Below are 22210 nucleotides of genomic sequence, written 5' to 3' on the forward strand. Positions count from 1 at the left end.
CAGCGGACACCGGCGACGCGGACCAGTTCCCCAAGAGCGACCGGGGCGGGTGACCAGCACAGGTAGAAGGCGAGTTCCCCGGTGGTGCGGTTGCGACGGATGAGCAGGTGTCGGTGGTCGTCGGTGCCGATGTGGATCCAGGCCCAGTCGTAGTACCGCGGGCCCTTCGCACCACGGCCGGCGCTCTGCTGCTGCCAGGCGGTGGCGGGCAGGCGTTCGGCGAGGGTGTCCACTGCCTCGACATCTCCCGCTGGCAGGTAGTCCATGCCGAGTCCAAGGAGCCGGCGGCGCTCCCCACGACACGCCTGACCAAGTACGTCATCGTGTCCACCGTCGAGCGCTGGCCAGAAGGCTGGAGGGTCATCAGAGACGAACCTCAGGGGAAGCAATGCTGAGACAGAGACACCGGAATGCGGCCGCTGCCGCTATAGCCCTCACGGCCCTCGCGCTCCCCAGCCCCGCCCAGGCCGCAGACGGTCCCGGCGGCCGGGTCGACGGATGCGGCCTGTTCGTGTGCGTCGAAGCCGAGGACCCCGGTACACCCGGAGGCACGAAACCCATCGGCCGCACCGAGCCGGGCAGGTCCAAAAACCACGGCAAGAACCCCGCCAAGGGCAAGGGCCCCATCAGCGGAATGCCCTGCACATACAAGCTGGCCGACCCCCAGCCGCCAGCCGGAAGCATGGAGTGGGACGGACACCAACCGGGCGACGGCGCCGTCTACGAGAAGACCTGCGCCCCCGGAAGCACCGACGCTGCGATCACCCAGCTCGTCTGGGCGCCCAGTCCCCCCGCCGCCGCTCAGGTCGACCCGGCCGTCCTGGCCGAACAGGCCGTGGACAAGATGCTCTTGAGCGGCCCTCAGATCGGCATCACCCCAAAACCCGGCAACACGGGCGTCGTCGGCATGCCGGTCTACATGTGGACCGCAACCGGTGCCGAAACCTACGGCCCGAACACCGCCACGGCCACCGCCGGCGGCGTCACCGTCACCGCCACCGCGAAGGTCAGCAAGATCGTGTGGCAGATGGGCGACGGCACCACGGTCACATGCACGACCGCCGGAACCCCGTACAAGGCCGAGTACGGCAAGAAGCCGTCCCCGGACTGCGGTCACCGCTACACCCGCCCCTCCTCCGTCCAGCCGTCCGGGACCTACCACGTCACCGCGACCTCGACCTGGACGATCGACTGGACCGGCGGAGGCCAGAACGGCCAGCTCACCGAGACCCGCGCCAGCGCCGTCGACATCACCGTCGCCGAGGTCCAGGTCCTCAACTAGAGAACGTGCGCACGTATTTCGAGAGGCACCAACCCATGGAATCCCCCGCCGCACCCTCCGTGCCGCGCCCCGCCCCTCCGGGCCGCCCCGAAATCCCCATCACCACCGGCCTCGGCGACAACAAGCAGCAGGTCGGAGTCCAGGTCAAGCGTGGCCAGGCCCCCGCCGGAACCCTCGCCCCGGGCGACAAGGTCCTCGCTGTCACCACCCCGGCCCAGGGCGAACAGACCACCGGCAAGGGCGCCGAGGCACCGCCATCCACCATCAAGGCCGTCGTCGTTACCGTCTCCCGGCCCGACGCCACCGGCAGCGTGGTCGTGAACCTCGCCGTCGAGACCAGCGACGGACCGCTGCTGGCCACCCGCGCCGCCCAGGGACGCATCGCCCTCGTCCGCGAACCGCGAGGGCAGTGACCATGCCTGTCACCGCGCTCGTCTCCGCGAAATCCTCCGGCGTCACCACCTCCGCCCTCGCACTCACCCTCGCGTCGGGCCGCCCCTCCCTCCTGGCCGAGTGCGACCCGGCCGGCGGCACCATCAGAGCCGGACTTCTGGAAGGCGAAGGCGGCGCCGGATACGGCCTCTACCACCTGGCCGCCGCCGAACGGACCAGCCAGGAAGCACTCGCCCAGGCATTCGCCAGCCACCTGTGGGACATGGACGAAGCCGGGCACCGCAAGCTCCTCCTCGGCCTCACCGACCCCGCCCAGGCCGCATCCCTCAGCCGCACCTGGCCCTCCCTGTCGCAGATGCTGCACGTCCTGGCCGAAGCCGGCCTCGACGTCTTCATCGACGCCGGCCGCATCGCGTTCAACGCCGGAGAACTCCACCCGACCCTGACCCCAGCGCCCCTCATCCACCACGCCGACCTCGTCCTCCTGGTCGTCCGCGGCACCGAGCAGTCCCTCACCCTGGCCCGGCACATCATCAAACCGCTGCGCAACGAGCTGACCGACCGCGGTAACGGGCCCGGCGCCCTCGGCCTCCTCCTCATCGAAGACGGCCCCAACCGCGCCCACCAGGTCGCCGAAGCCCTCGAAACCCCCGTCCTGGCCGCCCTGCCCCACGACCCCGCCACCGCCGCCTACCTCACCAACGGCGGACGCCAGCCCCGCGGCTACAGCCGCAGCCCCCTGCTGCTCCACGCCCGCACCGCCACCGAGCAGCTCGAAGCGGTCGCCTCCCGGAGACAGATCCAGCAGCAGTACCCGCCCCAGAAGACCAGCCCGCAGCTCGCCGGCGTCCTGCAACGGCTCAACGCCAAACGAGAGCGAGGCCGCCGTGTCTGACACCCACGAACGGCCCGCCGCCAACGGGCGGCCGGCGCCGATGGACCGCGCGGACATCGCCGGGCTGCTCGCCGGACGGATAGGCCAGCCCCACCCCACAACCCCCCGGCCCACATCCCCCGCCGAACCGGCAGCACCCCCGGCCCTCACACCCAACCCGGTCCCCACCGCCTCGGCAGACGCCGCCGCCGTACCCAGACTCGCGGGTCTGCCCGGCGAACTCCCCGTGAGCTGGGACATCGTCGAGGACCTGCAAGCCCGAGTGTCCCAGCAACTCAGCGCCAGCGACCCCGACAAACTGCTCGAAGAAGCCGACCGCCGAGCCATGGCGAAATCGCTCGTCCGGAACGCGGTCGCCGACTGGGCGACCAAATACGCCCAAGGCAACACCCCTCTCACGGCCGAGCAGGAAACCGCCATCGGCAACGCGGTCTTCGACTCCATGTACCGGGGCGGCCGGCTGCAGTCCCTCCTCGACGAATCCGGCGTCGAGGACGTGATGGTCGACGGGCTGCGCGCCCACGTCGAGTACTACGACAAACCCCGCCGCACCATCGAGAAGGTCGCCGACAGCCACGAGGAACTCATCACCTGGGTCAACCGCATGGCACGGCTGTCCGGACACGGCGAACGTGCCCTGACCCAGGCCTCGCCCATGGTCGGCTTCCGCATGCCAGACGGCTCCCGCGTGACCTCCTCACTGCTCACCACACGCCCTCGGTCGTCATCCGCAAGCACCGCATCCGCCAGCACGGCCTGGCCGAGCTGGTCCGGTGGGGCTCCCTCAACTCCCTCCTCGAGGCGTTTCTCACCGCCTGCGTCCACGCCAAGATGAACGTCCTGGTCGTCGGCGGCATGGGGGCCGGAAAGACGTCCCTGCTGCGCGCTCTCGGACGGGAGATCCCGCCCGCCGAACGGCTGGTCACGCTGGAATCCGACCGCGAGCTCTACCTCGACGAACCAGGCCCCAAACCCGGCCCCGTCACCTTCGCCTTCGAGGCCCGGCAGTCCAACGGCGAACGCCACGGGGCCGGCGAAGTCACCATCTCGGACATGTTCGACACCGCACTGCGGTACAACGCAACCCGCGTCATCGTGGGAGAAGTCCGGTCCCACGAGATCGTGCCGATGCTGCGATCTATGTCCGCAGGCGGATCCGGATCCATGTGCACCCTGCACGTCCGCCGCCCGCACGCCATCATCAGCCGCCTCGTCCAGCTGTGCACCGAAGCAGGCATGGCGACCGAGGCCGCCCACCACCTCATCGCCTCCGCCATCGACGTCGTCGTCTACATCGCCTACCTGGACGAGACCGGGATCGGCGGCCGCAAACACCGCTATATCTCGCACATCTACGAGGTCCACGACGTCGTCGGCGAAGGCGGCCGCCCCACCACCACCGAGCTCTTCGCACCACACGGCACCGAAGTCCGCGCCGTGTACAAGAACATGCCCAGCTTCATCGGCGACCTGGAACGCACCGGGAACTTCTCCCGGCAGTGGCTGACAGACGACCCGCACAAATGGTGGGGACCGCCCCTGCAGACAGTGAGCGCACCATGAACCGCCCCTACAACCGCCCGGCCACGGACGCACTCCCGGACAGGAGGCCAGCGTGACCACATCCCAACTCGCCCTGGTCGCCGCCTGCTGCGCCGCCCTCGCAGTGCTGGCCGTCGTCGCTGTCATCCGCGAGGCCCGCGGCCGTGTACCCGACCCGGCCAAACCCGCCTCACGCCTGACCGAACGCATCCAACGCGCCCGAACCGACCTGCCGGAAAAATGGCAGCGCCGCTGGCGGCACCTGGTGATCACGGCAGCCGTCGCCGCCCTGGTCGTATGGGCCTGGACAGGGTGGCCCGTACACGGGCTCCTCGCCGGGGCCGCCGTCCTCGCCTTCCCGTTCATCATGAACCCAGGAACCGCGGCCATCCACCGCATCGAACGCCTCGAAGCCCTCGGCCAATGGCTCAACCACCTCGCCGGCGTTCACACCGCCGGGATCAGCCTGCCGCAGACCATCCGCGCCTCGGTGAAAAACGCCCCCGCACCGATCGCCGCGAACGTACGAGCCCTGTCCGAGCGGCTGCGCTCCGGCATGGAAGCACACACCGCCTTCGCGCACTTCGCGGACGAGCTCGCCGACGGGGTCTCCGACCACGTCGTCCTCCTCTTCCAGAGCCACGCCGTCTACAAGGGCCCCGGCCTCTCCGATGCCCTGGAAGCCCTCGCGCTCACGATCCACCAGCAGGCCGCCGACGCCCGCGACATCGAGGCCGACCGCGCCAAGGTCCGCAAGTCCGCCCGCATGGTCTCCGTCGTGATCTCCCTCGTCGTCGTCGGCTGCATGCTCAACGAAGGCTGGTCAGGCTGGTACCAGTCACCACTCGGGCAACTCGCACTGGCCGTGCTCGGCGTCATGTTCGCCTGGACCCTGTCCTGGCTGCGCCGCATCGCCCGGACCAAGCCCGACCCCCGCCTCCTGGCCCCGCTGCCCACCAGCACCCCCGCCAGCGGAGGTGTCTGATGATCCCCCTGCAGGCCGTCCTTCCCGCCGCCGCCTCCGGGGCCCTGCTCGGCCTGGCCGTCCGGGCCGCCTGGCCCGCCCGCCCCGACCTCGCCGCCGTCCTGGACCGGCTCGACGCCGACAAGACCCGGCCAGCCCTGGCATCCGCCCCCGTCGCAGCCACAGGCGCCCTGGACGAACGCGTCGGGAAACGGCTCCTCGGCAGCGGACTCGCCGACCGGATCCCCCTGCCGACCAAAGACCTCAGCCTGCTGAGGATCAGCCCGGCCCAGCACCTGGGCAAACGCGCCCTCTTCGCGCTGTACGGACTGCTGCTCCCGCAACTGGTCCAAGCCCTGCTCATGCTGGCCGGAGCCGGGTTTCCGTTCGCCCTTCCCGCAGCCGTATCGCTGGGCCTGGCCGTGCTCTTTTGGGTCCTGCCCGGCAGAGAAGTCACCCGCAACGCCGCCGCCGCCCGTCTCGTCGTCCGGCACGCCGCAGCCTCCTACCTGGAGCGGGTCGCACTGGCACGGATCGCGAACTCCGGCGCCGCACAGTCCCTGACCGAGACCGCGGAAGTCGGCGACGGGTGGATTTTCGTCCGCATGCGTCAGGTCTTCGCCGAAGCCGACCTCGCCGGCGTCACCGTCTGGGACGCCCTCAAGCAGCTCGGCGAAGAACTCGACATCCCCGAACTCACCCGGCCCGCCGACACCCTCGCCCTCGCCGGCGACGGCGCCGCCGTCTACGCAACGCTGCAGGCCCAGGCCCGGCAACTGCGCATCGCCATGCTGGCCGACGCGAAAGCCCAGGCCAACGAGTCCTCCGCCGCGATGGTCCTGCCCGTGACGTTCGGCGTCGTCCTCATGCTCATCTTCGTCATGGTCCCCCTCGTCTTCACCATCCTCGTCAACTGATCACTGGAGTACCACCATGAACATCGAAACGCTCACCCTGCTGCTCAAGGCCCACTGGGAACGGCTGAAGACCGCCAGAGACGAAGGCCAGGGCACCACCGAAGTCGCCGTGATCACCGCCGTCGTCATCGTCGTGGCCGCAGGCCTCGCACTGGCCATCAAAACCAACGTGGCCGAGAAGATCGGCATCATCAGCGGCGGCTGACACGGAGCCGGAACGAGGAGAGGGGGCAGGCGTGAGAACCCGGCTACGCCGACAACCAGGAGCCGCCCGCGATGACCGCGGGTTCGCCAGCGTCGAGTTCGCCGTACTGGCCCTGGTGGTACTGGCCCTGGTCTTCACCACCATCCAGGTCGGCCTCTACTACCACGCCCGCAAGACCGCCCAGTCCGCAGCACGCCACGGAGTGGAAGCAGGGCGGGCCGTCGGCGCTACGCCCGGCGACGGCGTGGCCCAGGCCCAGGCGTTCCTCGCCCGGTTCGGCGGCAGCGTCCGCGGCGCGAACGTTTCCTCCGCGGGCAGCTCTGCCGACAAGATCCGCATCACCGTGCGCGGCAGCGTCGCCACCCTCGTCCCCGGCCTGACTCTTCACGTCAACCAGTACGCCGACGCCCCCACCGAGCGCTGGACGACCCCATGACCCCCCGCACACATCCACGCCGCCCCCTCCGCACCCCGCACGGCGACCGAGGCAGCTACGCCGTGGAAACCGCAGTGCTCGCCCCGGCGATGATCGCGCTGCTGCTTCTGATGGTGGCGTTCGGCCGCGTGATCGACGCCGAAGGAGCCGTGGACTCCGCCGCCCGGGCCGCCGCCCGCGCCGCCTCCCTCGAACGGGACGCGGGCAGCGCACAGGCAGCAGCGCGAACAGCGGCCGCACGAAGCCTCGAAGGAGAAGGAATCACCTGCCAGACCTCCAGCGTGGCGGTGGACACCGCAGGCTACTCGCTGGACATCGGAACCGACGCCACGGTCACCGCGACCATCGCCTGCACCGCCCACCTGGCCGACATCGGCCTGCCGGGCCTACCCGGCAGCAAGACCCTCAACGCCTCCTGGACCAGCCCCATCGACACGTACCGGGGGCGCCAATGAAACCCCACCGGACGACGGCCAACCGCACAGGGCTGAAGTGCCGCGACCGCGGATCCACCACCGTCTTCTTCGCCCTTTCGACGATCGCGATCCTGATGGTCATAGGACTGCTCGTCGACGGCGGAGGAGCCCTCAACGCGGGCAACCGCGCTACATCACTGGCCCAAGAAGCAGCCCGCGCCGCCGGCCAGCAGATCGACCCGGCCCAAGCGGTCGAAGGCACCGCCATCACCATCGACCCGGACGCCGCCGTGGGAGCCGCCCAGGACTACCTCGCCGCCGCCAACGTCCAGGGCACCGCCGCGATCACCGACGGCGGACGCAGCATCACCGTCACCGTGACCGACACCTACCACCCCCACTTCGCGCAACTCGTGGGCAAGGGAACGATCAGCGTGACCGGAACCGCCACCGCACACCTGCAGACCCAAGCCGACGGAGGCTGAGCCGACCATGGCCCACCGCATCCCCGCCCCGCTGCGCGCCCTCGGCATCCTGCTGCGCGCGCTGGCCGGCCTCGCCGCCCTGGCCGCCCTCGTCATCGGCGTCCCCTGGCTGCTGCTGACCGTCGGCCACCAGCCCACCGAACTCGCCGGCGGCATCAACCTCATGGCACAGGACGACGGCACCCTGTTCCTCGTCGCCCTGACATGCATCGGCTGGGCGGGCTGGGCCGCCTTCACCTTCTCCACCCTCGTCGAAATCGTCGCCCTCCTGCGCCGACGCTCCGCACCCCGCATCAAAGGGCTCGGCAGCCTGCAGTCGCTCGCCAGCTTCCTCATCGGCGGCATCGTGCTGCTCGCCCCCACAGCCGCGTCAGCCGCCACCACCGGGCCAGCCATCGCGGCCACCGCCGTACACACCGTGGGGGACAGCAGCGCCAGCGCCGCGACCAGCGCTCCGGCCTCCGCGTCAGCCGATGCGGACTGGCCGCACCACACCGTCACCGGCCCCTTTGACCTTCCGTGGGACCTCGCGGAGGAGTACCTGGGTAAAGGCCAGCGCTGGAAGGACATCGCCGCCCTCAACCCTGACATCCCCGAACTCGCCGCCGGAGACCAGTACCTCCCCAAGGGCACCATCATCAAGCTGCCGGCCGACGCCAAACTCCCTACCCCGGCCGCCATCCCCGCCGCAGCGGAGAGCAAGGGCCAGCAGCCTCCTGCGCCCGAGCAGCGGCCCGACGGGCAGCACAGCAGCGAGGAGCAGTCCCAGGACAAGAACGACAGCACCCCGGTCGACGAAGCCGACACGAAGCGGCCGGACAGCGTCACGGCCCGCGAGGGCGACAACCTCTGGGACATCGCCGACAAATACGGTGACCCGGAGGACTGGCACGACATCTACGAGGCCAACAAGGGCAAACCCAACCCCGTCGGCGGCCACTTCGACAACCCCAACCTCATCTACCCGGGCCAGAAGCTGGACCTGCCCCCGGCCGACCCAGCCTCCGAACTCTCCAGGGAGCGCGACCGGGCCAAGCCGACGACGCCGGAAGAACCGAAACAGGACCAGGCCCCGGCACCCGACACCACCCCGGACAACGACGCCGAAACCAGCAAGCCCACCACACCCCCCACGCCTTCCTCGGAACAACCCGCCCAGACCACCCCCGGCCGCAGCCAGGACAGCGACCGCGCCCCCGCACCCGCCGCCACACAAGCCGACACCGAAACGTCCCTGGCACCGGCCGCCGCATGGGCCGGCGCCGGAGCCCTGGCGGCCGCGCTCGTCGGCACACTCGCGACCCGCCGCATCCTGCAGCAGCGCCGCCGCCGCCCCGGCCGACGCATCCCCATGCCCACAGGCCGCGCCGCCGCGACCGAGCAGGGGCTGCGTGCCGCACAGCACCCCACCGGATTCGACCTCCTCAGCAACGTCCTGCGCTCCCTCGCCCTCAACATCGCCGCGGCCAACCGAGAACTGCCCGTCATCGAGGCCGTCGTGCTGCACGACACCAAGGTGGAACTGCACCTGGCCGAAGACACCACGCCCATGAAGCCCTTCACCGCGGCAGCCGGCCGAAAAGACCTCTGGACCTGTCCGGCCTCCAGCCCGGACCTGGCCGACGAGGAGCGCCTCAAAGACGCCGACGCCCCCTACCCGGCACTGATCTCGATCGGCTGGGACCACGCCGACCACCTCGTCCTGGTCGACCTGGAGCACGTGGGCGTCCTGAATCTGGCGGGCGACACCGACTTCGCCCGCCAGGTCCTGCAGGCCATCGCGGTCGAACTGGCCAGCACCCCACTGCCCGGCCACCTGGAAGTCACCACCCTCGCCGACACTGCCCCGGGCCTGGACGACGCAGCCCCCGAGCGAGTCGTCCGCATCGACGGCATCGCCGAAGCCGCCACCGAGCTGAGCAGCCACACAGACGACCAGCGCCGTGCCCTGGCCGCCATCGGCGCGGCCAACCTGCGGGCCGCACGCCTCATGGACGACGCCGCAGGCGCCTGGACACCGCACATTCTGCTCGCCAGCGCACTGCCCGGCACCGATGCCGACGCCGCCCACATCACCGCCATCTTCGACGCCCTCACCGAAGAGCCCCGGACCGCAGGCGCCGTCATCACCGCCGACGCCACCGCCGCATTGCCAGCCACCACGTGGACCCTTGAGTGCCAAGGCCCGGACCACACCATCGCCCTGCCCGGATCCGATCTCGCCATCAAGCTCCAGGGCCTGAGCGACGAACACTTCGCGGACGCTATCGAGTTGCTCACCCTCGCCGCGAGCGACACCGACGTCGAGGCGCCGGAATGGACCCGGGCCGAGACCGACGAGGAAGCGCCCGAAGAGCTGGCTCCGGCGGACGAGGCCGACCACGCTGAAGAGACGACGGACGAGGCCGAGGCAGACGACGATGGACTGCCCTCCGAGTACGTCGAGCTTGAACAGGAAGACGACGAAGGCACCCCACTGGCATCCACCCCTGAAAGCCACGACCCGAAGGACTCTCCCGCAGGACCCTCGCTCGCCGATGTCCTGAACGCCGGCCACCAGGGCCCCGACGGCAGCCCGGACACCGGCACCACGAAGGACACCGGCCCCGTCCCGGCGGCCACCGCAATCGCCAGGAGCAGTCCCTGCGCCACGCCCTCACCCACCACCATCCACGTCTCCCTCCCCACCCTGGCTGACGAACCACTGCCGACAGCCGCACAACCCGAACCCACCGCCAAAGCAAGCCCGGCCGTCCTGCTGCTCGGGCCCATCGACATCAAGGGCACCAGCGGCCGGATCGACTCCAGCCGCCGCAGCGCCGCCATGGAGCTGACCGCCTTCCTCGCCCTCAACCCGGGCGTGGACCACCACGCCATCGACGCCGCCCTCTGGCCCGGCCGCCGGGTCGACAAGAGCCTCCGCAACCCCGTCATCTCCCGCACCCGCTCATGGCTCGGCAAGGACCTCGACGGCAAAGCCCACCTGCCACGGGTCCAGGACACAGGAGACAGCCGCTACCGCCTCAGCTCGGCCGTGACCTGCGACTGGACCCGCTTCCAACGCCTCGCCCGCACCGGCCTGGCACAGCACGACGAAGACGGCGACCTCGCCCTGCGCCGCGCGCTCGCACTGGTCCGCGGACGGCCTTTCACCGGCATCGACCCCCAGCGCTACGCCTGGGCCGAGCCCGTCATCCAGGAAATGATCTCCGCGATCGTCGACGTCGCGTACGAGCTGTCGACCCGGTGCCGGGAGGCCAACGACATCCCAGGCGCTCTGTGGGCCGCTCAGCGAGGCCTGCTTGCCGCCGAGGAGAGCGAGATGCTCCACCGCCAGATCTTCCTCGCCCACCACACCGCAGGCGACATCGCCGCCCTCCGCGAGGCCGCCGCCCGCCTGGCCCACATCAACGAACAACTGCTCGGAGGCGTCGACATGGAAGCCGAGACCGCCGAACTGCTGCGCAACCTGCTGCCTCGACCCATCACCCGCGCCCGCTGACCCACCCCCACTTGCCGTCCGGGCCCCGCGAGTGGACCGGTGGCTTTGTACGCGAGAACGGAAGTCGTTGTCGGTGGCTTCGGGAGTCACTCACGGCCCGGTTTGGGGGCCATCCCTCGGCGAAGGCCCTGAGCCGCCTCCGTTGCCGTTCTTCCTGGGAGATGCGGTCGCGGAGTACGGCTTGGTCGATGTACGGGGCGACAGCATTGAGCCCGTATTGGCGCGCGAACCCTGGCCAACGTGGATCGCTGGCCTTCCCCGTAGCCGCGGGCAGCTCCTGGCGATCAGCGCGGCGGCCGTGGTCACCGCGAACGCCGGCGTGATGGGGCCATGCACCGACTAACGAGCGAGCGCAACGGCTGTGGCGCTACGCCCTGTCCGGTCGATCTTGTCGGATCGACTCGCGGCGTCGGGCGCCCGGCAAGGTCGGTCGGATAGGGCCTACGCGTCAGGAGCCGTGTTCGGCAAGGTGATCGTCAGCCATGAGGTGTGACGCTCATGGGGCGAAGGTCGCGGACAGGATCCGGGTGACCAGGGCGAGGTCGTTGCCGCCGCCGGTGGTGGGGTTAAAGGAGTACACCAGGCGGCGGCGCAGGTCGCGGGTGGTGAACATGCCGTTGGTGTAGCCGAAGGTGGTGCCGGTCTTGCCCCACACCGTCACGCCGTTGGGCAGGGTCACGCGCATCAGGCCGGCGGCGTAGTAGGCGCTGCCCTGTCCCGGGTCGTCGGCGGTGCCGCCGAGGTAGGGGACGTCGGGGACGTCGAACAGTTCGACCTGCTCGGTCGGGGGCAGCAGCCGTCCCTGGAAGAGTGCGGTCAGGAAGCGGTCGAGGTCGATGGTGGTGGAGATCATGCCGCCGGCGCCGGGATTCTGTTCGGTGATGTCGACCAGCTGCGATCCGCCGTCCGGCCGAGGTACGGCGATGTAGCCGTGGGAGTGGGGGCCGGGGATCGTGGTGTCGGTCTGCGGGGCGGTGGTGTCGTGCAGGTGCAGCGGTTGCAGGATCCGGGTGGTGATCTCCTGCTGGTAGGTGTGTCCGGTGAGGTTCTCGACGAGCATGGCGGCGACGTAGTAGCCGGTGGCCCCGTAGACCTGCATGCAACCGGGCTCGGAGAAGGGGCGTTCGTGTCGGACGGCCTTGGCGACGAGTTCGGAGAGCGGGTGGTTGTCGAAGCGGTGCTCGACGATGCCGTCCGGGGTGGTGGGCAGGTCGTCCGGGGTCAGTTCGGGAAGGCTGCTGGTGAAGTTAAGCAGGGTGCGGACGGGGATCGGCGGATAGCTGTCGGGCAGGACGTCCGGCAGGTACCGCTGGACGGGCTGGTCGAGGTCGACGCGGTCCTCGGCGGCCAGTTGCAGCATCACGGTGGCGATAAAGGTCTTGGTGACGCTGCCGAGACGGAACCGGCCGTCCACCGGCACCGGCGCGCCGGTCATGATGTCGGCGGTGCCGTACGTTCCGGTCCAGTGGCCGTCCGGCCCGCTCACGCGTGCCAGCACGCCCGTGACGCGGTCGGGCGCGCTCGACAGGGCGTGCTGCAACGCCTGCGGATCCAGCTCCGGCAACCGGTCGCCGGTGGTGTCGGCTGCGGCGGCACGCCGCGCGGCGGGCGCCGCGACCGCCGGGACGGCCGTGCCCAGCGCCACCGCGCCGAGCACCACGCAGGCGAGCGCCGCCATCGGCACCCGCCTGCGTCGGCCCGCTGTCGTCGCGGTCCCGGCGTTGGAGGAAGGAGGCTTGAAAGTCATGCCCACGACCGTGCCGTACAGCCGCGGTGCGACGAATCAGGGATCGCCCCCGACAGCACCCTGTTGGATCCCTGATGCCGTCTCAGCTTCCGGGGCTGGCTGAAGTACTAGGCGCCTTGGCGCGACCGGTGCCAAGGGGTCGCCGCGGCGCGGGGGAGGGCACCGGACACGGGCCGAGCACGCCACGGGCACGGAGGTCGGCAACGTCGGGGAGACGGACGCTGGGAAGGGCGTCAAGCAGGTCGGCCTGGGCGGCGCGGATGGGCGGCGCGGCCAGCGGGCCGGTACCCAGAATGCGGCGGGCGGTCACCCGGCCATCGTACGGGCCGGGGACCGCTCGCGCCCTGGTCGGGGCTGCCCGCTGCCCCGGCGCGGCCTGATGGCAAGGGTTACGTGGCCGGTGGCTTCCTCGGCCGGGCCGACAAGGCCAGAAGGGCCCGCTGCGCCGCCCACTGAGTCCGTCTCACCTCCGCGCAGCGGGACGAGCTGGTCGCCGGTTCCCCTGATGGCGCTCGGGCCCAAGTCACGTTCTTCCTGGACCACTATGAGAACCCCAGCTTCCTGGCGGTCGTGCTTGGCACACGCCCATGGGTGGTCCGTTTCCTCGTGCGCGGCTGGGCAGTCTTGCTTGGCTCCGCCTCTCGTGACCGGCTGCGCTGGTGTGTGCGGCGCGTGGTCTGCCCTTTGTGTAGAGAGGAAGCCGAGGCCGAGCAGGAGCGCGAGGACGCAAGGCAGGAAGCGCACGTGGCCCCCGTGCCCGCCATACAGCGGAGAATGAACATCAGAAACCGATACATGCCATCGCATAAGGTCTATTACGTTATAATCTCAACTAGCCAGTATAATAAGGGAGTTTAAGGAAACGGGGTGCAATCCAATGCCGGAGAAGAACATCGACTTCGGGAAGTTCGGTGCCCGTGGCATCAAGGGCAGTGATGCCGTGATGCGTCGCCTCGATGACCTGGCCGGCGGGATCAGCACCCCTGTCACTGAGAAGCGCGGCCTGACCGCCCGCCTCAGCTACCTCACCAAGACAACCCGGGCGCGCGCTGCCGCTCGTGCGGCCGGCCTCACCGTCACCGACCGCACCCTGAAAGCCTGGCAGAGCGGCAAGCGCCGCCCGTCGAAAGCGAACCTCGAACGCATCGACGCCGCCTACCAGGCCGTGCGCCGCCGGAACGTCGCCAATCACCTCCTGCGCCGCCTCAACGCGGGTGGTGGCACGAGAGTCGAGATACACCCGCTCAACCAGTCCCAGGTTCCGCGCCCACTCCAGCGGGTTGTCGAGTACCGCACGATGAACATCCGCCGCTGGGACCGCATAGTCGGCTCCTGGGCCGCAGGCGACCACCAGGGCCTTGACCAGGCGTGGACCACGGACGTCCTCCCCGACCTCGGCTCCCAATGGGGCCAGTACGAATACGTCACCAGCATCGGCCTCGCCGCCTGAACACCCGCACCCGGCCGGACCTCTGCCCGCTGCACTCCCCGAGGCACACGAAAACGGCGACGGTGCCGACTTGCACACCGCGCACCATCTCACCGGCTCCGGCCGTACATCAGGAGCAGCAACAGCTGCGCCCCGGGGGCCAGAGTGCGCTGGCTCCCGGGGCGCGGGAGGCCGGGGGTGAAGAACGATCACCGGAGGGTGAAAGAACCCCGGCCACCAGCACCGTTCGTCATTGACGCCTGGCCTCCATGCGCTCGTTTTACCGGCGGCCCGCCCAGCGCCCCCGGGCCCGGAAGCAGGCGCGGCCTTCGGCACGGGCGGCCAGGATCAGTCACCGGGGCGACGCCGGACGTCTGCGTACACCCGCGCCCCGACCCCGGGTTCTCCAGGCGTCCGTCGCGTGGGCCGGGTCCCGGAGGCTGCCCAGAGCTGGTCGAGCGCGGTCATGACCGCCTGGACGGTCGCTTCGTCGGCCGCGGTGATGTCGAGAACGACCAGGCCGGGCTCGCTGAGGTGCTGTTCGTGGATCGGTAAGCGGCCGGATGCTGCCCCTGTCACGGAGTGATGAAGTTGGTTCCATGACGCCCTGCCTCGTGCCACGCTCGCCGCCATGTCCCGTCTCATCAAACGCGGCCCAAAGTCCCAAGGGCGACACACACCGAACTTGTGGCCAGTGTGGCTCGTCGCCTCCATCGCGCTGATCCTCGTCGGCGGGGCTGCCTACGGCCTTTACCAGGGCGCAGACATACTTCTCACTGCCAACTACGCAGGCAGGAAGCCAGTCGATGTCCAAGACATCATCAAGGTTACTGTCACCGTCCTCACCCTGATCGGTGCCGTCCTCGCTGGCCTGTACGCCTACCGCAAGCAACTCCTAGAGGAAGGGGCTTCCCACCGGGCGGACGCAACCCAGCTCGCCGAGCGGTACGCGAAGGCAGCCGAGCAGCTCGGCCACGAGCAGGCTGCCGTCCGCCTCGCTGGCGTGTACTCCATGGCGCGCCTCGCTGACGACTGGCCCGAGCAGCGACAGGTCTGCATCGACGTGCTCTGTGCGTACCTGCGCATGCCCTACGAAACCAACCCCACCGAGCCCGGGTTCAAGCAAGGCGAGAACGAAGTACGCCTCACGATCATCCGCTCGATCCGTGACCGACTGCAAGACCCCACGTCTCCCACCGCATGGTGCATGCACCACCTGGACTTCACCGGCGCGACCTTCGACGGCGGTGACTTTACCGGCGCGACCTTCACCCACGGGTCCTCGGCCAACTTCAGCAAGGCGAAGTTCTCTGACGGCACGGTCGGCTTCAGGCGCGCGAAGGTGTCCGGCGGCGAGGTCGACTTCAGCGAGGCGGACTTTTCCGGTGGCCTGGTCGACTTCAGCTTGGCGAGTTTCTCGGACGGCCGTGTCGACTTCAGCTACGCGCGCTTCTCCGGCAGCAGGTTCGACTTCAACTATGCGTGCTTCGAGGGCAGCAACGTTTCCTTCTGGCATGCGGCGATTTCCGGCGGCACGTTCGACTTCAGAGGCGCACACCTCTCCGACGGCGACGTCTCCTTCCTTGGGGTGGACCTGTCCCGCGGCCTGGTCGACTTCAGCCACGCGAGGTTCTACGGCAGCACGGTCGAATTCAGCCGCGCGGACCTACACGGCGGCACGCTCAAGTTGCAGCACGGGCACCTGAACGGCGGCAAGGTCGACTTCAGCCACGCGAAGTTCTCTGGCGCCACGGTCGACTTCAGCCACATGGAGTTCCTTGACGGCACAGTCGGCTTCAGCGACGCCGACTTCTCCGACGGCACGGTCTCCTTCAGTCACGCGGCGTTCTTCAACGGCACGGTCGATTTCAGCGACGCGAGGGTCTCTAGCGCCGCCGTCGACTTCACAGACGTAGAGGTCGATGATGCCGCCATGGTCTGGGGTCCGTTCCCTGAGATCCCGCCGAACCTCTGAGCTAGACCATCCTGGAGTCCGCAGCAGTGCCCAAGACGTACCCTCATCCCGGTGCCAGCTACCCGCCAGGCCCGTCGCTGCCAAGCCGTACACCCTGCTCCACAAAGCCCTGGCGAAGGCGGCCATCGCGAAATCCGCCTGGCACGACCGCGAGCGTCTCGGACTGCTCAGCATCCGCGACGACGCCCTCGTACTGCATGCCATGAAGTGGCCGGACGAGGTGCGCTCCCGCGACGAGCTCGCCCCGGCGGAAGAAGCCGGCCCGGACGAGGACGGGCTCGCCCGGGCCATGGAGCTGATCGACTCGATGACGACCGACGACATCAGCCGCTTCCACGACCACTACCGAGACGCGCTGGAAAACCTCATCGACGCCAAGAGCGAGCGCAAGGAGCCGCCGCCCGCACCGGCCGGGGAGGAACGCGCCAGCACCGGCGTGACCGACCTGATGGCGGCCCTGAACGCCAGCGTGCAGAAGGCCCGGGAAGCCCGCGGCAAGACCGGCGAGCACACCACCGCCCACGAGATGAAACCCCGTAAGAAGAGGCCAGGGAAGCCTCCGGCGAAGAAGCGAGCGAAGCCCAAACGCGCCTAATCCTGCGACGCCTCTGGCAGGGAGTCGGTGGGTCCGGTGCCGGTGCGGCTCGGCGTGATGTTCAGCGGCTGGATTGCGTGGGGCCTCGTTTGCAACGGAGGCTCCCCAGAGCCACCTCCCGCCGACCGCCACCGGGACAGCAGATCATGAGCAGCGCGAGTGTCGGGGTGCTCGTTGCCGAGGAGTCGCTCTTGGTCGGCGAGCACGTGTTCCAGCAGGTTGATGGCGTCGTTGGTGCGCCCTGCCTGCAGGTATGAGGCGGCGAGGTTGCTGCGGGCGGTGAGGGTGTGGGGGTGTTCGTTGCCGAGGAGTCGCTCTTGGTCGGCGAGCACGTGTTCCAGCAGGCTGATGGCTTCGTTGGTGCGCCCTGCCAGCAGGTATGAGGCGGCGAGGTTGCTGCGGGTGTTCAAGGTGCTGGGGTGTTCGTTGCCGAGGAGTCGCTTGCATTCGGCGAGCACGTGTTCCAGCAGGTTGATGGCGTCGTTGGTGCGTCCTGCCTGCAGGTAGAAGGTGGCGAGGTTGCTGTGGGCGGTCAGGGTGTGGGGGTGTTCGCTACCGAGCAGCCGCTTGCAATCGGCGAGGACACGTTCTTCGATCTTGATAGCTTCGGAGGTGCGTTTTGCCCGCCAGTACGAGGCGGCGAGATTGGTGCGGGCGGTCAGGGTGTGGGGGTGTTCGCTACCGAGCAGCCGCTTGCAATCGGCGAGGACACGTTCTTCGATCTTGATAGCTTCGGAGGTGCGCCCGGCCTCCCGGTAGGAGGCGGCGAGGCAGGTGCGGGCAGTCAGGGTGTGGGGGTGTTCGTTGCCGAGGAGTCGCTCTCGGTCGGCGAGCACGTGGTCCAGCAGGCTGATGGCTTCGTTGGTGCGTCCTGCCTGCTGGTAGGAGGCGGCGAGGCAGGTGCGGGCGGTCAGGGTGTCGGGGTGTTCATCACCGAGCAGCCGCTCGCAGTCGGCGACCATGCGCGACCAGTACGTCGAGGCGGTGCTGTGCAGGTGAGCGTTGAGAAGGCTTGTTCCCGCCCGGTAGAGCACACGGTGGACGCCCGCTTCCCATAGCGAGTCGCCGGCATGTGTGGTGAGGGAGTCCGTGTTGGCGCGCAGCACGCCGGCCAGCTCGCGCTGGGTGTGGTCGGTGTCCGGCCATACTTCGACGAGGGCACCAGCGGCCGTGATGGCGGCTGCCGACTGCTGGTTTTCGGGGATGGCCTCGCGTAGGGCCCGGGCGGCGAGCGCGTGGACGCGCACCGCGCGGAGGTCTTCGGCGCTGTCGTAGGTGATCAGCCCGTACCGGTCGAGGAGCCGCAGCGCCGCCAGTGCCTCGTCACCTGTAACGGCCTGTGCCGGGTTCCTGCGTCGGCGGCGCAGGGTGAGGGCTCGTCGGGCCGGGGCGGTGGGTTGTTGCTGGGCGAGGTAGGTGAGAAGGGCGGTGGTGGTCCACAGAGCGGCGGGCTGTCCGGCGGGGTCGAGGCAGGCGGCGATGCGGAGGACAGAGCGGGCCAGGGACCCGTGGGGGTCCTGGTCGGTGGCGTCGAGCGCGAGGAGCAGGGTGGTGGTGATCTGCCGGCCGTAGCGTTCGGTGTCCGCCCAGTGGGGCAGGAGTTCGTCCAGGCGCCTGGAGCGGTTGGTGAACTGCTCAAGGTAGGTGCTGCAGGATGCGTTCTCACGAAGCATGTAGGCGGCGGCGTGGCCAAGGGCCAGTGGGAGGTGTCCGAGGGCTTCGGCGAGGGCTGGGGCCTGGTGGTCGAGAAGGTGGGCTTTGTGGCCGTGAGTGAGGCGGGTGGTGAGGTAGCCGATGGCCTCGGCCGGGGTGTAGACGTCGACGTCGATGCGTGCCCGGCCGCCTCCGGTCAGGCGCGGGTCTTTCAAGCGGGTGGTGGCCAGGGCCCAGCCGCTGCCGCGCTGGCTGTCCGGCCACCAGGGCTCGATCGCGTTCGGGTCGGTGACGTCGTCCAGGACGACCAGCCACCGCCGGTCGGTGGCCGCCAGCCAGGAGATGAAGGCCCGCGCGTCTGCTTCCAGGTCCGCGCCGGTACGGCCGGGCGCCTGCACGAGCAGAGCGGCCTGGGCATAGGCGGTCAGGACCTGCTGAACGTCATTCGCCGGCACCCACACCACCAGATCGGTGTTCTTCTCGACCGCTTCGCGGGCGTAGGCGGCAGCCAGCTGCGACTTACCCACCCCGCCACCGCCCGACATCACCTGCACAGGCGTACGCGTACCGGACCGCAACTGATCACCAGCCGGGGTGTCGCTCGCCAGTACGACGCTCCGGCCGTGCCCGCGAACCTCGTCGACCGCCCGGCGCAGCTCGTCACGGGGCTGGAACGAGGTCGCCAGTACAGGAACCGTTCCCACCACTACCGGCCACACCACCGGCACGCCATCCTGCGCCACGTACTGCTTCTCGACATACGTGACCCGGCTGTTGTCCCCCAGCGCGGAGCCAGTGATCGCCCCGCCCGCCACGACCGAGCCCGCCCCGGCGTTCAACTTACGAGACGCTTCCGCTTCCCGGGCAACCGCCCCGTCCCCCGCCTTGCCGGACCTGCCCCCGCGACGGGGCCGCGGAAACAGACTCACCGCTCGCTTCCCTCACCGAGAGCGCTGTCGGTGATGTCCCCGCCAGCCGCGACCCCGTCCCGACCCGCCCGCACATCGCCCCCGCCCCGCCGCGTGGAGGAACTCCGCTGCGCGGTATGGGGACCGGCCACCTTCGAGTTCTTCCCGAGCGCCGAGCCCGTGATGTCGCCGCCAGCCGCGATCCCACCGCGCCCGGCCCGCACACGCCGCCCACCCGAGGCTCCGCCATCGCGGAGCAGCATGAAGAGAAACGCCGCGAGCCCGGCCACCGCGCCCACCATGCTCGCGGCCTGACCGGCTGTGTTCAGATCAGTCAGGACCGCGACCATTACCAGCCCCACCGTCGCCAGGCCGGTCACCACCATCACCCACACACGCGCCACCCCCGCCGAAGCCACAAACCCACCTACCTTCCATAACCGCCCCTATGTGCCAACCAGTTCACATTCGTAAGCCTGAGAAACCAACCCGTCATCAGCTCTACTGAAACCGTAGCGGCACAGCCGTTCAGTCCGCTGAGCATGACGTTCAGCCCGGGGATCTGTTCAATCCTCCTCCGCACGTCCACGTCGTGCCCCGCACCGTCGGAGACGGCCTACCCCTGCTATGGACACCTCGGCGCGACCTGACCGAGGGAGTTCCACCGTGAGTTGAACGAGAAGTTCACGTTGATCACCGTTCTGGCCCTGGGCGTACTTATCGCCCCGACACCGGTCGGCCAGGGGATCATCGGCTTCCTCGGGCAGCTCGCGAGCAGCATCACACAGTCTGCACGCTGAACAAGGGACCGGATCCGCACCGGGCCCTGTTCACGTCCCGCGGGGTGTCCTCGCCCGAGCGGGGCGAGGGCATCAAGCGCAGGTCCGTTCAGGACGACGGTGGCTGCGGGGCCGTGTGATCGCGGGTGTTCAGGTACGAGCTGATCCGTTCGGGGTCGTTGAGCATGAGTGCTGTCAGTTGCGGGCCCGCCCATAGGGCGAGGGTCAGGGCCATCTCCCGTGCGTCCTCGACCTGGTGGCCGTCGCGGAGGTAGCGCAGGTACAGGGCGCCGATGCGGACGAGCCGTTCGGTTCCGGCAAGCTCCTGCGGACGGGGATCCTGCGGGCGGGGATCCAGATCTTCGGCGATGACCGACATGATCGCGACCGCGGTGGGCCCGGCCGGGTGGGTGTGCTGCTGCACCCGGCACACCTCATCGCCGAAGTCACGCAGCCACCGCTCCATCCGGGCCTGGTCTCCGAACCGTGCGGCGGCGTAGGCGCACAGTTCGGATGCCAGCCACTCGACCAGCAGCAGCGAACTCTCGCGCAGCGTGCCGCCCTTGCGCCAGCTCTCCAGCGTTTGCGTCAGCGTGCGGTGCAGCTCCCAGTTGGCCGGCGGCGGTCCGTCCGCGCCCGGGGCGTGCCGGGCGGCTTCATCGAGGGCCGTCGTTCTGATCAGGGACAGCGCGTACGTGCCGGGCGTGAGCCGGTCGGCGGGCCGGGGGTCGGTGGTGTCGGGGCGGGGCAGGGCGTGGCGGCCCTGGTGGATGATGACGCCGTCGCGGGTGAGGGTGAGCCGGTCGGGGCCGGCCTCCATCCACGGTGTCTCGACCGGGTCCGCCCCGTACAGCTCGGGCGGCCCGGCGTACCAGCCGCCCGTGGCCCCGTCGGGCGCGACCTGGACCAGGCGCAGCTCCATGCCGCCCGTACCGTCCTCGATCACCTCGTACAGCTCCGTTGAGCGGGGCGGTGTCGGTGGCTTCCAGCGTGACCATCAGCCGGTCACCGGGTCGGGACGGGTACCACGGCGCCTCGGTCAGCGCACGGTGCCCGCCGACCAGCGCATCGACTTCCCCGACCAGGTCGCGGCGGCGCTTCGCCTCCCCGGCACGGGCGAGCGGCGATCGGTTCTCCACGGCGGTCTCCTTCACGGTCCCTCGGGCGTCCGGTCGGCCCGACTCGACCCACGGAACGTGACAGAAGCCGCAAGCATGTCAACTACCAGCATTTCGGCGGAATTTGGGCTTATGCGCCTAGATCCGTGCACGCGTACGCGAGGAGGAAAAACACCCGCCCGGGGCATCACGGAAGGAGGGACGAACCCCACGGGCCGCCCCTCCTCCCACATCGCACCGACCGGCGCCCGCCTACCAGCGCATGCCGAGGGCATCGAGGTCGGCACGCCGCTGCTCGGTGAGCTTGTTGTCCTGCCTTTCACAGGCAGGTTCAGTGCCGTGCGGACGCCATGGGATTGCCTCCGGCCCCGCCCGTCGCGTGCGTCCGGCGCCGACCGGGTAGCCGGGGCCCGGTATACGTGACAGCAGCGCTTGCACCCGCAGCCTTGCGGTTGGACGTACGCGGGCCATTGCTTCCAGCCAGCACCGCGGTGCCGTACGGGCGTGGCCCGCAGCTCCTGGCGGGTCTGCGGGCCGCTGCCGAGGGCCTCATGGCCGGGTAGCTGGGTGCTGCTGACGAGCGGTGGTCCGCTTGTGTCTACAGCGGCTGCCTGAGGTTGGCCGTCTTCTTGGCGGCCGTTGCCGTCTCGCGGGGCTGCTTCGCCTCGGTGTTCTGCTTGTGGTCCTGCTTCCTGGGCTTCGTGTCTTTCTTGGTCTGCGACTTCGCTGTGGTGGTTTTGGCGTTCTGTTCGCGGAGCTTGCGGGTTCGTTCGGTGACGCAGGTGTCGTAGCCGCCGCATTCCTTGCGTGCCTGCAGGTAGAGCGGGTCCTTGTTGGAGGCTTCGGCCTTCTTCGTGGACTTGGCGATGGCCTTGGCGTTCTGTTCGCGGAGCTTGCGGGTTCGTTCGGTGACGCAGGTGTCGTAGCCGCCGCATTCCTTGCGTGCCTGCAGGTAGAGCGGGTCCTTGC

The 22210-nt window shown here is 69.5% G+C and carries 22 protein-coding genes and 1 pseudogene; 16 read left to right on the forward strand and 7 right to left on the reverse strand.

The window, feature by feature from the left end; genetic code table 11:
* Positions 1–230 (reverse strand): annotated as a pseudogene (locus tag ACFYXM_RS34855) (IS701 family transposase); the annotation flags it as partial.
* Positions 231–388: 158 nt separating this feature from the next.
* Here ACFYXM_RS34855 and ACFYXM_RS34860 point away from each other — a divergent pair.
* The 12 genes from ACFYXM_RS34860 to ACFYXM_RS34915 are packed head-to-tail and all read left to right on the forward strand — an operon-like array spanning position 389 to position 11037.
* The gene (locus ACFYXM_RS34860; RefSeq protein ID WP_389295585.1) at positions 389–1282 is read left to right on the forward strand and encodes an ATP/GTP-binding protein; all 894 of its coding nucleotides are present in this window, start codon (positions 389–391) and stop codon (positions 1280–1282) included.
* A gap of 35 nt (positions 1283–1317) precedes the next feature.
* Positions 1318–1695: a hypothetical protein gene (locus ACFYXM_RS34865; RefSeq protein WP_389295587.1), complete on the forward strand. Its 378-nt coding sequence runs from the start codon at positions 1318–1320 to the stop codon at positions 1693–1695.
* 2 nt (positions 1696–1697) lie between these two features.
* Positions 1698–2570, forward strand: a complete 873-nt coding sequence (locus ACFYXM_RS34870; RefSeq protein ID WP_389295589.1) for a MinD/ParA family protein — start codon at positions 1698–1700, stop codon at positions 2568–2570.
* Positions 2563–3405 (forward strand): hypothetical protein, encoded by an 843-nt coding sequence (locus ACFYXM_RS34875; RefSeq protein ID WP_389295591.1) that lies wholly within the window; start codon positions 2563–2565, stop codon positions 3403–3405. The genes ACFYXM_RS34870 and ACFYXM_RS34875 overlap by 8 nt, the downstream gene beginning before the upstream one ends.
* Complete coding sequence (locus ACFYXM_RS34880; RefSeq protein WP_389295624.1) at positions 3312–4133, forward strand: ATPase, T2SS/T4P/T4SS family; 822 nt, start codon at positions 3312–3314, stop codon at positions 4131–4133. Before ACFYXM_RS34875 ends, ACFYXM_RS34880 begins: the two co-directional genes overlap by 94 nt.
* Before the next feature lie 52 nt (positions 4134–4185).
* A complete protein-coding gene (locus ACFYXM_RS34885; protein ID WP_389295593.1) occupies positions 4186–5097 on the forward strand; it encodes a type II secretion system F family protein in 912 nt (303 codons plus the stop codon).
* Positions 5097–5993, forward strand: a complete 897-nt coding sequence (locus ACFYXM_RS34890) for a hypothetical protein (protein WP_389295595.1) — start codon at positions 5097–5099, stop codon at positions 5991–5993. Before ACFYXM_RS34885 ends, ACFYXM_RS34890 begins: the two co-directional genes overlap by 1 nt.
* A gap of 16 nt (positions 5994–6009) precedes the next feature.
* The gene (locus ACFYXM_RS34895; protein ID WP_351634298.1) at positions 6010–6198 is read left to right on the forward strand and encodes a hypothetical protein; all 189 of its coding nucleotides are present in this window, start codon (positions 6010–6012) and stop codon (positions 6196–6198) included.
* Positions 6199–6229: 31 nt separating this feature from the next.
* On the forward strand, positions 6230–6634 hold the full coding sequence (locus ACFYXM_RS34900; protein WP_389295597.1) for a TadE/TadG family type IV pilus assembly protein: 405 nt from the start codon (positions 6230–6232) through the stop codon (positions 6632–6634).
* Complete coding sequence (locus ACFYXM_RS34905) at positions 6631–7089, forward strand: TadE family protein (RefSeq protein WP_389295599.1); 459 nt, start codon at positions 6631–6633, stop codon at positions 7087–7089. The genes ACFYXM_RS34900 and ACFYXM_RS34905 overlap by 4 nt, the downstream gene beginning before the upstream one ends.
* Complete coding sequence (locus tag ACFYXM_RS34910; RefSeq protein ID WP_389295601.1) at positions 7086–7535, forward strand: TadE/TadG family type IV pilus assembly protein; 450 nt, start codon at positions 7086–7088, stop codon at positions 7533–7535. The genes ACFYXM_RS34905 and ACFYXM_RS34910 overlap by 4 nt, the downstream gene beginning before the upstream one ends.
* 7 nt (positions 7536–7542) lie before the next feature.
* Complete coding sequence (locus ACFYXM_RS34915) at positions 7543–11037, forward strand: LysM peptidoglycan-binding domain-containing protein (protein WP_389295603.1); 3495 nt, start codon at positions 7543–7545, stop codon at positions 11035–11037.
* A 496-nt stretch (positions 11038–11533) separates the two neighbouring features.
* Here ACFYXM_RS34915 and ACFYXM_RS34920 read toward each other — a convergent pair whose 3' ends face one another.
* Positions 11534–12784: a serine hydrolase domain-containing protein gene (locus tag ACFYXM_RS34920; protein ID WP_389295605.1), complete on the reverse strand. Its 1251-nt coding sequence runs from the start codon at positions 12782–12784 to the stop codon at positions 11534–11536.
* 877 nt (positions 12785–13661) lie between these two features.
* Here ACFYXM_RS34920 and ACFYXM_RS34925 point away from each other — a divergent pair.
* Positions 13662–14234, forward strand: coding sequence for a transcriptional regulator (locus ACFYXM_RS34925; RefSeq protein WP_389295607.1), 573 nt, complete (start codon positions 13662–13664; stop codon positions 14232–14234).
* Between the two features lie 327 nt (positions 14235–14561).
* Here the strand turns inward: ACFYXM_RS34925 and ACFYXM_RS34930 are convergent, their stop codons facing one another.
* Positions 14562–14792: a DUF6207 family protein gene (locus tag ACFYXM_RS34930; protein WP_389295609.1), complete on the reverse strand. Its 231-nt coding sequence runs from the start codon at positions 14790–14792 to the stop codon at positions 14562–14564.
* A 115-nt stretch (positions 14793–14907) separates the two neighbouring features.
* On the opposite strand from ACFYXM_RS34930, the gene ACFYXM_RS34935 reads away from it, so the two are divergent.
* Together ACFYXM_RS34935 and ACFYXM_RS34940 are read left to right on the forward strand one after the other, a co-directional pair.
* A complete protein-coding gene (locus tag ACFYXM_RS34935) occupies positions 14908–16188 on the forward strand; it encodes a pentapeptide repeat-containing protein (protein WP_389295611.1) in 1281 nt (426 codons plus the stop codon).
* Positions 16139–16783: a Ku protein gene (locus ACFYXM_RS34940; protein ID WP_389295613.1), complete on the forward strand. Its 645-nt coding sequence runs from the start codon at positions 16139–16141 to the stop codon at positions 16781–16783. Before ACFYXM_RS34935 ends, ACFYXM_RS34940 begins: the two co-directional genes overlap by 50 nt.
* On the opposite strand, the gene fxsT is transcribed toward ACFYXM_RS34940, so the two are convergent.
* Positions 16780–19275: an FxSxx-COOH system tetratricopeptide repeat protein gene (fxsT, locus tag ACFYXM_RS34945; protein WP_389295615.1), complete on the reverse strand. Its 2496-nt coding sequence runs from the start codon at positions 19273–19275 to the stop codon at positions 16780–16782. The two genes, ACFYXM_RS34940 and fxsT, sit on opposite strands and share 4 nt — an antisense overlap.
* An 86-nt stretch (positions 19276–19361) precedes the next feature.
* Positions 19362–19763: a hypothetical protein gene (locus ACFYXM_RS34950; RefSeq protein ID WP_389295616.1), complete on the reverse strand. Its 402-nt coding sequence runs from the start codon at positions 19761–19763 to the stop codon at positions 19362–19364.
* 252 nt (positions 19764–20015) lie between these two features.
* On the opposite strand from ACFYXM_RS34950, the gene ACFYXM_RS34955 reads away from it, so the two are divergent.
* Entirely contained in the window at positions 20016–20144 is a 129-nt protein-coding gene (locus ACFYXM_RS34955; protein WP_389295618.1) for a hypothetical protein, read from the forward strand.
* A gap of 88 nt (positions 20145–20232) precedes the next feature.
* Here the strand turns inward: ACFYXM_RS34955 and ACFYXM_RS34960 are convergent, their stop codons facing one another.
* Both ACFYXM_RS34960 and ACFYXM_RS34965 read right to left on the reverse strand, forming a co-directional pair.
* Positions 20233–21069, reverse strand: coding sequence for a hypothetical protein (locus tag ACFYXM_RS34960; RefSeq protein ID WP_389295620.1), 837 nt, complete (start codon positions 21067–21069; stop codon positions 20233–20235).
* Positions 21070–21839: 770 nt separating this feature from the next.
* Positions 21840–22210: hypothetical protein (locus ACFYXM_RS34965; protein ID WP_389295622.1), on the reverse strand; the 371-nt coding region annotated here is incomplete at its 5' end.

It is taken from the genome of Streptomyces sp. NPDC002476 (genome assembly GCF_042889785.1).
Classification (GTDB): Bacteria; Actinomycetota; Actinomycetes; order Streptomycetales; family Streptomycetaceae; genus Streptomyces.

What these genes read in the sequence shown, in the direction of transcription:
- ACFYXM_RS34860 (WP_389295585.1), top strand. Translation starts at nt 389, where the DNA reads ATGCTGAGACAGAGACACCGGAATGCGGCCGCTGCCGCTATAGCCCTC.
- ACFYXM_RS34865 (WP_389295587.1), top strand. Translation starts at nt 1,318, where the DNA reads ATGGAATCCCCCGCCGCACCCTCCGTGCCGCGCCCCGCCCCTCCGGGC.
- ACFYXM_RS34870 (WP_389295589.1), top strand. Translation starts at nt 1,698, where the DNA reads ATGCCTGTCACCGCGCTCGTCTCCGCGAAATCCTCCGGCGTCACCACC.
- ACFYXM_RS34890 (WP_389295595.1), top strand. Translation starts at nt 5,097, where the DNA reads ATGATCCCCCTGCAGGCCGTCCTTCCCGCCGCCGCCTCCGGGGCCCTG.
- ACFYXM_RS34895 (WP_351634298.1), top strand. Translation starts at nt 6,010, where the DNA reads ATGAACATCGAAACGCTCACCCTGCTGCTCAAGGCCCACTGGGAACGG.
- ACFYXM_RS34905 (WP_389295599.1), top strand. Translation starts at nt 6,631, where the DNA reads ATGACCCCCCGCACACATCCACGCCGCCCCCTCCGCACCCCGCACGGC.
- ACFYXM_RS34910 (WP_389295601.1), top strand. Translation starts at nt 7,086, where the DNA reads ATGAAACCCCACCGGACGACGGCCAACCGCACAGGGCTGAAGTGCCGC.
- ACFYXM_RS34915 (WP_389295603.1), top strand. Translation starts at nt 7,543, where the DNA reads ATGGCCCACCGCATCCCCGCCCCGCTGCGCGCCCTCGGCATCCTGCTG.
- ACFYXM_RS34920 (WP_389295605.1), bottom strand. Translation starts at nt 12,784, where the DNA reads ATGACTTTCAAGCCTCCTTCCTCCAACGCCGGGACCGCGACGACAGCG.
- ACFYXM_RS34925 (WP_389295607.1), top strand. Translation starts at nt 13,662, where the DNA reads ATGCCGGAGAAGAACATCGACTTCGGGAAGTTCGGTGCCCGTGGCATC.
- ACFYXM_RS34940 (WP_389295613.1), top strand. Translation starts at nt 16,139, where the DNA reads ATGCCGCCATGGTCTGGGGTCCGTTCCCTGAGATCCCGCCGAACCTCT.